Source organism: Serratia sp. MMO-28 (assembly GCF_037199905.1).
Taxonomy (GTDB): domain Bacteria; phylum Pseudomonadota; class Gammaproteobacteria; order Enterobacterales; family Enterobacteriaceae; genus Chania; species Chania oryzae.
The window spans coordinates 1-10,427 of the sequence record NZ_JBBCVB010000053.1; the positions used below are offsets into that span (position 1 = coordinate 1).

8 protein-coding genes are annotated in these 10,427 nt (G+C 53.0%); 2 read left to right on the forward strand and 6 right to left on the reverse strand.

Translation table 11 applies throughout. The features are described 5' to 3' along the window. Window positions 1-328: 328 nt before the first annotated feature. Entirely contained in the window at window positions 329-1,408 is a 1,080-nt protein-coding gene (gene alr / locus WG891_RS26115) for an alanine racemase (protein WP_337265035.1), read from the reverse strand. A 17-nt stretch (window positions 1,409-1,425) separates the two neighbouring features. Beyond that, on the reverse strand, window positions 1,426-2,838 hold the full coding sequence (gene dnaB / locus WG891_RS26120; RefSeq protein WP_337265034.1) for a replicative DNA helicase: 1,413 nt from the start codon (window positions 2,836-2,838) through the stop codon (window positions 1,426-1,428). Between the two features lie 178 nt (window positions 2,839-3,016). Between dnaB and WG891_RS26125 the strand changes: the two genes are divergently transcribed. Further along, window positions 3,017-4,006, forward strand: coding sequence for a quinone oxidoreductase (locus tag WG891_RS26125; RefSeq protein WP_337265033.1), 990 nt, complete (start codon window positions 3,017-3,019; stop codon window positions 4,004-4,006). 293 nt (window positions 4,007-4,299) lie between these two features. Here the strand turns inward: WG891_RS26125 and pspG are convergent, their stop codons facing one another. Continuing rightward, window positions 4,300-4,518: an envelope stress response protein PspG gene (pspG, locus tag WG891_RS26130; protein WP_037403994.1), complete on the reverse strand. Its 219-nt coding sequence runs from the start codon at window positions 4,516-4,518 to the stop codon at window positions 4,300-4,302. A gap of 158 nt (window positions 4,519-4,676) precedes the next feature. Further along, window positions 4,677-5,726, reverse strand: a complete 1,050-nt coding sequence (gene dusA / locus WG891_RS26135; protein ID WP_337265032.1) for a tRNA dihydrouridine(20/20a) synthase DusA — start codon at window positions 5,724-5,726, stop codon at window positions 4,677-4,679. Window positions 5,727-5,815: 89 nt separating this feature from the next. Between dusA and WG891_RS26140 the strand changes: the two genes are divergently transcribed. Then, window positions 5,816-6,916: a site-specific integrase gene (locus tag WG891_RS26140; RefSeq protein ID WP_337265031.1), complete on the forward strand. Its 1,101-nt coding sequence runs from the start codon at window positions 5,816-5,818 to the stop codon at window positions 6,914-6,916. A gap of 25 nt (window positions 6,917-6,941) precedes the next feature. On the opposite strand, the gene WG891_RS26145 is transcribed toward WG891_RS26140, so the two are convergent. Continuing rightward, a complete protein-coding gene (locus WG891_RS26145) occupies window positions 6,942-8,660 on the reverse strand; it encodes a phage tail fiber protein (protein WP_337265030.1) in 1,719 nt (572 codons plus the stop codon). 59 nt (window positions 8,661-8,719) lie between these two features. Then, window positions 8,720-10,427, reverse strand: a 1,708-nt coding sequence (locus WG891_RS26150; protein WP_337265029.1) for a phage tail tip fiber protein, incomplete at its 5' end; no start/stop codon positions are given.

A 10,427-nucleotide genomic window follows, 5' to 3' on the forward strand; every position in this document is an offset into this window, starting at 1 on the left:
CAATAAGCTCTCCCACGGGCTTGGTGTCCCAGAGGGCGTACGTGCTGCCACGCCGGGTAAGAACACGGTACAACCTATCTTTTTACATCAACTACAAACATACAAGGGAACCGATCGATCGCGCTATCAGTCAGGAAACTTACCTGATCACGGCATTCAATCAGCCTTATTTGCAAAGGGATACAGATCGAGTCGGACTGAAAGTCTAGGGATTCATCCTGAGCACCGACTATCTCATCTTAGGTTGCCAAGATTATCTGATTACTACCAAAAGAGCAGAGGCTATCAGCACCCTCTCCTTGTGGGAGAGGGGTGGGATGGAGGGACCTTACTCGCCGATATATTCCATCTCGACACGCTGGGTCAGTTTGGTGATCAGCTCATAGGCACTGATCCCGCTATAGGCGGCGACCCGTTCAACCGGCAGCGGGTTGCCCCACAGCACCACATCGTCACCCACTTTATCTGTTGCATCCGGCCCCAGATCCACTGAGATCATATCCATTGATACGCGGCCAACGATCGGCACTTCGCGGCCATTCAGCCACACCGGTGTGCCAGAAGGAGCACTGCGCGGATAGCCGTCGCCGTATCCTATGGCGACCACGCCCAACCGGGTATCGCGTTCGCTCACCCAGACACCGCCGTACCCCACCGGTTCACCGGCTTTATGCTCGCGCACCGCAATCAGGCTGGATTTCAGCGTCATCACCGGCTGAAATCCAAAGTCAGCGGCACGCGAGTTATCCATCGGCGAAGCACCGTACAGAATGATACCCGGCCGCACCCAGTCACGGTGGGCTTGAGGCCATAGCAGGATGCCGCCAGACGCCGCGATCGACTTTTGCCCCGGCTTATCGTTGGCAAAGTGCTCGAAACAACGGATTTGCTTCGGTGTCGCATCCGCCTGCGGCTCATCCGCACGGCTGAAGTGGCTCATGATATTCACCGGCTGCACCACATTACGGCAGGCGCACAAACGCTGATAAAACGCTTCGGCCTGCTCAGGGCGCACGCCCAGGCGATGCATGCCGGTATCCAGCTTCATCCACACCGGCACCGGGCGCGCCAATTCGGCCTGCTCCAAGGCCTCAAGCTGCTCAATGCAGTGCACGGCGGTTTCGATGTTATTCGCCACCAGCACCGGTAAATCTTCGGCACAGAAAAAGCCTTCCAGCAACAGGATCGGTTTAACGATGCCGCCGGAACGCAGCATCAGGGCTTCGCCGATACGGGCTACGCCGTAGCAGTCGGCATCTTGCAGGGTGTGTGCTGTTTCCAGCAGGCCATGTCCATAAGCATTGGCTTTCACCACGGCAATCAGGCGGCTTTGCGGTGCCAGGCGGCGCACCTGTTGCAGATTATGGCGCAGAGCGCGGCGATCAATGACCGCAGTTGCCGCTTTCATTGCAATTCCTTAGCTGGTTATTCGTCATCGTATTGCGGCCCTGCGTAGTTATCAAAACGCGACCACTGACCGTTAAAAGTAAGGCGCACGGTGCCAATCGGGCCGTTACGCTGCTTACCCAGAATAATTTCAGCAACCCCTTTCAGATCGCTGTTCTCGTGATAAACCTCATCACGGTAGATAAACATAATCAGGTCGGCATCCTGTTCGATAGAGCCGGATTCACGCAGATCCGAGTTAACCGGGCGTTTATCGGCACGCTGCTCCAGGCTACGGTTCAACTGCGACAGCGCCACCACCGGCACCTGCAGCTCTTTCGCCAGCGCTTTCAGCGAACGGGAGATTTCGGCAATTTCCAGCGTACGGTTATCAGACAATGCCGGTACGCGCATCAGTTGCAGGTAGTCGATCATGATCAGGCTTAGCCCATCATGCTCACGGAAGACACGGCGCGCGCGGGAGCGCACTTCGGTGGGCGTCAGGCCGGAGGAGTCATCGATATACATGTTGCGCTTCTCCAGCAAAATCCCCATGGTGCTGGAAATTCGCGCCCAGTCTTCGTCGTCGAGCTGGCCGGTACGGATGCGGGTCTGATCCACACGCGACAGCGAAGCCAGCATACGCATCATGATCTGGTTACCGGGCATTTCAAGGCTGAAGATCAGCACCGGTTTGTCCTGCATCATCGCGGCGTTTTCACACAGGTTCATCGCAAAAGTGGTTTTCCCCATCGACGGACGGGCTGCGACGATGATCAGATCCGACTTCTGCAGGCCAGCGGTTTTCTTGTCCAGATCGCCATAACCGGTGGACACCCCGGTGACACCATCATGTGGCCGCTGATAGAGCTGCTCGATACGGGCGACGGTATCTTCCAGAATGCGTTCAATGCCTTTCGGGCCTTCGTCTTTGCTGGCGCGGTTTTCCGCGATCTGGAAGACGCGGGACTCAGCCAGATCGAGCAGATCCTCGCTGCTGCGCCCTTGTGGATCGTAGCCCGCGTCGGCGATCTCGTTAGCCACCGAGATCATCTCACGCACCACGGCACGTTCGCGCACGATGTCAGCATAAGCGCCGATGTTGGCGGCACTTGGCGTGTTTTTTGATAATTCAGCCAGATACGCGAAGCCGCCGACCGACTCCAGTTCCCCCTTCTGTTCCAGCGATTCAGACAGGGTGATCAGGTCGATAGGCCGGCTCATTTCCAGCAGGCGCTGCATCTCGGTGAAAATCAGGCGGTGCGGACGGCTGAAGAAGTCGTTTGCAACCACGCGTTCCGCCACGTTGTCCCAGCGTTCGTTATCCAGCATCAAACCGCCCAACACGGACTGTTCTGCCTCCAGCGAATGCGGTGGCATCTTCAGCCCTTCCATCTGGCGATCTCTGGGTTCGTTCGCGAATGTTTTGTTGGTTGGTTTTTTTCCTGCCATGAAGCGTATTCTTTATCCGGTGGCGAATGGAAGATCCTGACGCGAGAGTATACGTGATTTTTATCCATGATTCTTGCGCCATCACCATGGCAAAAAAGGATTAATCAGCATCGTACAGGCTGGATAGCCGAGACAAGAAAGCGTAGGGTGGAATCAGACATCTAGACGAGGTAATAACATGGCCAAACGCATCCAATTCTCCGCCACAGGCGGCCCGGAAGTGCTGCAGTATGTTGATTTTACGCCTGTCGATCCGGCAGCTGGCGAAGTCCAGATTGAGAACAAAGCTATCGGTATCAATTTTATTGATACTTATGTGCGCAGCGGTTTGTATCCACCGGCGAGCTTGCCGAGCGGCCTGGGCACTGAAGCGGCCGGGGTGGTGATTAAAGTCGGGGCTGGCGTCACCGCGCTGAAGCCGGGCGATCGCGTGGTGTATGCGCAGTCTCCGCTCGGGGCCTACAGCGAAATCCACAACGTACCGCTGGAAAAGCTGGCGATCCTGCCGGATAACCTGAGCTTTGAGCAGGGTGCCGCCGCCTTCCTGAAAGGCCTGACCGTACATTATCTGCTGCGCCAGACCTATGAGATCAAGCCCGGTGAAGTGTTCCTGTTCCATGCCGCCGCCGGTGGCGTTGGGCTGATCGCCTGCCAGTGGGCCAAAGCTTTAGGAGCCAAGCTGATCGGCAGCGTCGGATCGGATGAAAAAGCCGAGCTGGCCAAGCGCGCCGGTGCCTGGGCAACCATCAACTATCGGCGGGAAAACATCGCCCAACGGGTAGCGGAACTGACCAATGGCGAGAAAGTCGCCGTGGTATACGATTCCGTGGGTAAAAGCACCTGGCAGGATTCGTTGAACAGCCTGAAACGCCGTGGGCTGATGGTCAGCTTCGGTAACGCTTCCGGCCCGGTTACCGGAGTCGATCTGGGGCTGTTGAACCAGAAAGGTTCATTGTATGTCACCCGCCCCTCGCTTTACGGCTACATCACCAACCGCCAGGAATTGCAGTTTGCCAGTAACGAACTCTTCTCGCTGATCGGCAGTGGTGCGATCAAGGTCGAGGTGAAGCAGGAGCAGAAATTCGCGCTGGCGGATGCGCAAACGGCACACCAAGTGCTGGAAAGCGGCAAAACCAGCGGTTCCAGCCTGTTGATTCCTGGGCTTTAAACCAAAAGAAAAGGGTTCCTTGCGGAACCCTTTCTCATTACTGCGTTTTGTAGGGGTAGAACAGAGCCCACAAGAAACATGGGGGTTGCTTAAGCAACGCTATTATTGTTTCTCGCGGTGATGAAATCATCGGCATCACTACTGCGGAAGGCATCCTAACAGCCCCTAAAAGTAAAAAACATGCTTAACGTGCCACATTCGTTTTTAAAACATCAAGGTGTGATCTCTGCCGCATTAGGCAAGCAAACTGTTGCCTGATTTTCAGTATGACTGACTGATAAATCAGCAAAAAACTAATAACGGCGTATCTGTGGTTTCTGCATTGAACGGTATATCCATACGCCGATCACCGCCAAAATCAGCCACGGCAGCAGTTTAATCACCATGGCGAACAATCCCCCCAGCAACATAAAGGCCGCAGCCACGAACAGCGCAGCGATCACCCCCAACAGGGAAATACCGGTCACCAGCAGCATGACCACAAAACCGATAATGAAGAAAAGTTCTAACATGGGTTGCTCCTTGGCAAAACAATGTGTCTACATTGCTATCTACAAGAAACATGCCAACTCGATGGGAAACTTAACTGATTGAAATATAGTAAAATGAGCGCCACGGCTTATGACGCTCTTGGTCAAAAAAACCAATTTTTGGTCAGATTGTTTAATTATTATGCCACTTCGGTACGCGGTGCACGCACCAGTTGCAGCGCCTGCTCGACTACCCGTACATCAGCCCCCGGCTTGTGGGCGTTTTCACTCAGATGACGACGCCACTGGCGCGCCCCCGGTACGCCCTGGAACAGGCCCAGAATATGGCGGGTGATATGGCCAAGATAAGTCCCGTTGGCCAGTTCACGTTCGATGTACGGATACAGCGATTCGATAATCTCCACGCTGCTGAGCACCTTCGCCGCAGAGCCGAAGATTTCACTGTCGACACGCGCCAGAATACCAGGGTTCTGGTATGCCTCGCGGCCCATCATCACGCCATCCAGATGCTGCAAATGCTGTTGCGCTTCTTCCAGCGTTTTCACCCCACCGTTGATCGCGATGGTCAACTGCGGGAAATCGCGTTTTAACTGATAGACACGCGGATAATCCAGCGGCGGCACTTCGCGGTTCTCTTTCGGGCTCAGCCCGGAAAGCCAGGCTTTACGCGCATGAATGGTGAACATATCGCATTCACCGCGCCCGGCAACCGTGCCGATAAAGTCGCACAGAAAGGCATAGCTGTCCTGATCGTCGATGCCGATACGGGTTTTCACCGTCACCGGAATGGATACCGCATCACGCATCGCCTTAATGCAATCGGCCACCAGCGTCGCCTGCCCCATCAGACACGCGCCAAACATCCCGTTCTGCACCCGATCCGACGGGCAACCAACGTTGAGGTTGATCTCATCATAACCGCGCTGCTCCGCCAGCCTGGCACAGTGTGCCAGTGCCGCCGGATCGCTGCCGCCCAGTTGTAACGCCACCGGATGTTCTTCTTCGCTGTAGGCCAGATAGTCGCCTTTACCATGGATGATCGCACCGGTGGTCACCATTTCGGTGTACAGCAGCGTTTCCTTACTCAACAGGCGATGAAAGTAACGGCAATGACGATCGGTCCAGTCGAGCATCGGCGCGATGGAGAAACGGCAAAGCGGGTGTTTACGTTGATTATCAGGCGTAGCGCCCGCTGAGTCTGTATTTAGTTTGGGTTTATTTTGGTGCATTCAGTAACCAAGTCGTGTATTTTCTCTTTGTCAGCACCCCACAGAGCACCCCATTTACATGGTGACCCGGAAACGACAAAGGGACATAGATGGCATACTATAGCATAGAAAAACGGCAACGCGCAGATGGCACAACGCGCTATCGCTGTACGGTTGGCGTTAAGCAGGGCGGTAAATATATCTATCGCGAAAGTAAAACTTTTGGACGCCATCAACTTGCAAAAACTTGGGGTGCTAACCGGGTGACCCAGATAGAAACCGATGGGGTGCCGGGGGCTACAGGTAAGTTGAGTGAAATTACGGTCGGCGACTTGCTTAGAAAGTACATTAACGACCCCGTAACTGGTGGCAAAGCTGGTAGAACAAAAACCTATGTCCTCAACATGCTGTTGGATTGCGATATCGCAAAAATTAAGCTGCTTGACCTGCAAGACCATCACATCATAGAACACTGCCGTGATCGTGCGTCAGCAGGCGCAGGACCGGCTACAGTGGCCCACGATTTAAGTTACCTATCCTCAGTGCTGTCCAGCGCAAAACCTATCTATGGAATCGACTACACACGTAACCCGGCATTAGAGGCTAGGCCGCTCGCGTTAAATATGGGGCTTGTTGGAAAGTCACAACGGAGAAACCGCAGGCCAGCAAGTGATGAGTTAGATCGGCTTTTGGTCGCACTTCAGGAACGCGCCAGCAAGCGACAGGCAATCATTCCTTATGTAGACATCCTGAATTTTTCTATTCTGTCATGTATGCGTATAGGGGAGGTATGTCGCATCAGGTGGGAAGATATAGACGAGAGCCAAAAGGCTGTGATGGTTAGGGATAGAAAAGACCCAAGGAAGAAGGTGGGTAACCATATGATGGTGCCATTACTTGGTGATGCCTGGGAGATTGTTCAGCGCCAGCCAAGAAACAGTGAATTGGTATTTCCTTATAATTCGAAATCCGTTAGCTCTGGATTTCAGCAAGTGAGGGATCGGTTAGGCATTAAGGACTTACGCTATCACGATATGCGCAGGGAGGCGGCTAGCAGGCTGTTTGAGGCAGGTTTCAGTATTGAGGAAGTAGCCCAGGTAACAGGCCACCGTAACATTAATATTTTGTGGCAGGTGTACACCGAGCTCTACCCGAAATCATTACACGAAAAATTTGATCTCCTTCAGAAATCCAAGCGTAAAAATGATTAAGCCGGGATTTCTCCCGGCCTCGTTATCATTGCTTAGGCTCGTCGCCCCCTTCATTTTCAGACTCTGCCTCAGCCTGGCCTAATTCTTTACTCCCCTCTTGGTCTGTTACTGCTGGTTGCTTAGTTTCTGCCTCAGACTGCTGATCGGTATCCGGTACTGCATCGGGCTCTGGGATTGGTTCTGGCTCGTCGCCTGCTGGCATCTCTACACGCAGATCAATCCAGCGGCCAGCGGGAATGTCGATCGGCTGACCTTCCTTGTAACCGGCAACAATGTTCTGTGCGAACTTCGGAGCTGTTGAGTTGATGCGGTGGAATGTCTTGATCAGCAGATCGCCCGTTTCATCGACTTCATAATCAACCCACACCAGCGCCAGATCGTTATTGTCCTTCGGCAAACCAATGCCGCCGTTCGGGCCACCCCAGGCTGGATCACTATTGAAACCCATCACGCCAGAAACCCGGTAAACACCCTCGCTGATGCGCTCAGTCGTTATACCCTGGCTCTGATCGTTAAGTTCGCTGGTGCCATCACCGAAGAGTTTAACAATCGGAGAGGCTTTCTTGATGAAGCCGTTGGCGTCTACTGTAGTGTTGCCGCCATGCCAGATAGTAACCCATTGCCCCCACACCCCTGTCGTTGAGCGGCAGCGCGTCTGTAAATAGACACTTGTTGAACCCATTACCCACGACATTTCCCAGCGCGAAGAGTTATCGTAGCCACCCTGTAACCCAGCCCATGGGGCAGTAGAAGGCGCTCCAGGGGTATTGGCTGGATACCTGCAAAACTGATTTACACCAACCGCGTCAGCATCGAATACCGCAATTGATGTTGCACTACCAACCCCCGCATCACCCAGTCTCAATGGATTTGAGAGGCTTCCCTCAGTCCAAACCTTGATAATTTCACGCTCCAAAACGATTGCTGGATCAGCTACTTCTGTTTTTCCCCACGTCCAGTTGTCAGCAATATGCGAGATCGAGGTAGCACTGATCGCAGCAGAGATACCGCTCACGAATGGGTTGAATTTCAGATATAAATCAAACGTATTGGCTGCTGTTTCAATTAACCCCAAATCGCTGATTAACTGAGTTGAGCTTACTGTACCGATGCCATTCGTAATGAAAGCAGTTACTGCCGCACGGCCAACTGTATTAACACCCGTTACAGAACCACTGCCGGTACGAATAACAATATCCAGTAAGCCGTTAGCATTAGGATGCCCGTTATACGATGCAGTGCCGCCAATTCTGATAACGATTGTTTGGCCGCCTTGGGCCATGTTTTTCACAGTACCGACTTTGCGCCATGCCGCGTTTGCAACTGCCTCAGTAGGCGAGAAATTCAGATTTTTTAAAGCGCCTGATAATCCATTAGCGCTAGTAGCTGCTGATGCTGCTGATGCTGCCGCGTCTGCACGCATGCGATCGACAGTGGCCACAATCTCCGGCGTGAGATCTGCTTCACCTGGAATTGTCAGGAAGTCGTTGAGCGTCCCGTTCTGTGAGTTAAGCGCTACAGTAATACCTCCCACGCGCTCTGGCTGGCGTCCACCGGCCGTGATCATCACATCGTATGCACCAGGCTCTACAGTCAGCGTATACTTGCCAGTTGCATCGGTGATCGACTGAGAGCGTGCCAGGTTAACAACTGTTGCTGATGTTCTGACTGCGCGTAATTCGATGACTACGCCGACACGCGGGCCGCCGATCGGGTCTTTCAGAATACCGCTGATTACTGCCATATTTTATTTCTCCAAATAAAAAACCCGCATAAAGCGGGCATGCATAATTATTAGTTAAGTTACACAAGGAATACGATATTTGGCGTTGCACGTGATAGAGTTATTGCACATTGCAACTGGCAAGTTATCCAGTTACCTTCTCTACCAACGTTTTTAATGCGTAACGTTAAATAGTTTTCAACATTTGCACTGATATTGAATGGTGTAGTCGGTATTGATACCCCTCTACCATTTCCTAATGGATCATCATTTAAATGATCTGTCTGAGCTATTACTGCGCCATTCAAAAGTAACGCGACATCCGCAAGCCCGCCGCCTAAACCCAAAGCACTTATAACGCTGCCTGGCTTGGCGTAAATTTTCGTTTGCCAATCATCACTACGATAAATCATCAATCCGGGTAACATGCCTGTAATAAACCCTCGACGGTTAAATTCGGCGGGTGCTATATACGCTATATGTATATCAATGTAACCACCACTATCTATCCATCTGCTGAGATTGACATTTGTGACTTGGTTATTTATATCAACTAAATCCCCTTGAATTCTATTCGCTTTCACTGTTCCGAGGAATGTGCCATTTGCCCCGGTGATATCCCCTCTAAAATACCCATTATCTGCGTGAATAGTCCCTCTTATATAAACATTATTAAACCAGGCGTACCCGCTTTTATCGATTGCCCATCCTTGAGTTTTCGCCGGGTCTGCATTCCAAACCCAGTCATTCGAGGTTATCGACTGACCAATTTTTGCATTAGTGATCGAACCGTTTTTGATGAATGCAGAATTGATAAATGTCTGCCCTCCATCAATAGCGAACGGCGTTGATACCACGCCATTCGTCACGTTTAAAAACGCGAATCGATCAGCCATGAATAATACTTGGCTCTGCATGCCTGCCGGAGTGTTTTCTACACCGACACCAATCCCGGCAGAATAAAGCTTTCCATCCCACGTCTGGCCAACTTTGATGGACCACATATTTTTAAGCTGGCTGGCGTCCTCGATCGGGCCAAGTAAGTCTTTACCGAGTTGCGTTTCGGTTATCTGCCCTGTGAGATAGTCCAGTATTTCATCCGCTTCGCTGCTTGATGAGCCTTTTACCCAAGCCGTCCACGGCCCGGCATTACCGAGCCTGTCAACGATGCGAGCCTGGAACCAAAACTGCACTCCGGCGGCTAAACCGGTCATGGTGTGGCTGCGCTGCGGGTAGGCGTAATCGCCTAGGTGCATAGCACTGGTGCCGTCCGGCTGCATGCTGTACCAGATCTCAGTGCGTTGGGTGTCCTCTGCTCCCGCTGGGAATGCCCAATTCAGCACGATGCCAAACACCTGGCCAACAGCCGTAAAGCTGGCCAGTGCGGGCGGCTCGCCAATTTTGCCGTAGAGCTGCTGCTCGGGCGCATTGGCCCACACGCTCGAAATCTCAACCGAGTTTATCGCCCGGACGCGGGCCTGATAGCGACCGGCATAGATGTCCTGAATCTCAAAGCCCAGCGTTGATACTCGCGGGCCGGGTATCCAGTTGCCATTATCCCTGCGCCACTCCGTTTCATACGCTATTGCGTTCTCGGCTCTATCCCACGTCACATAGAGCGTGGCCACGGCTAAGCCCTGAATCGTTGCTGAGTTCTCGCTGATCCGGACGTTCGTTGGCGGTGCCTGGACGCCGGGCGGGATAACGGAGATCGGGCGGTCTTCAATCCGTGCGCCGGTATCGATGCGGGCGTACTTGTTCGGGTCGTACTCAACAGCCGTAATGTCA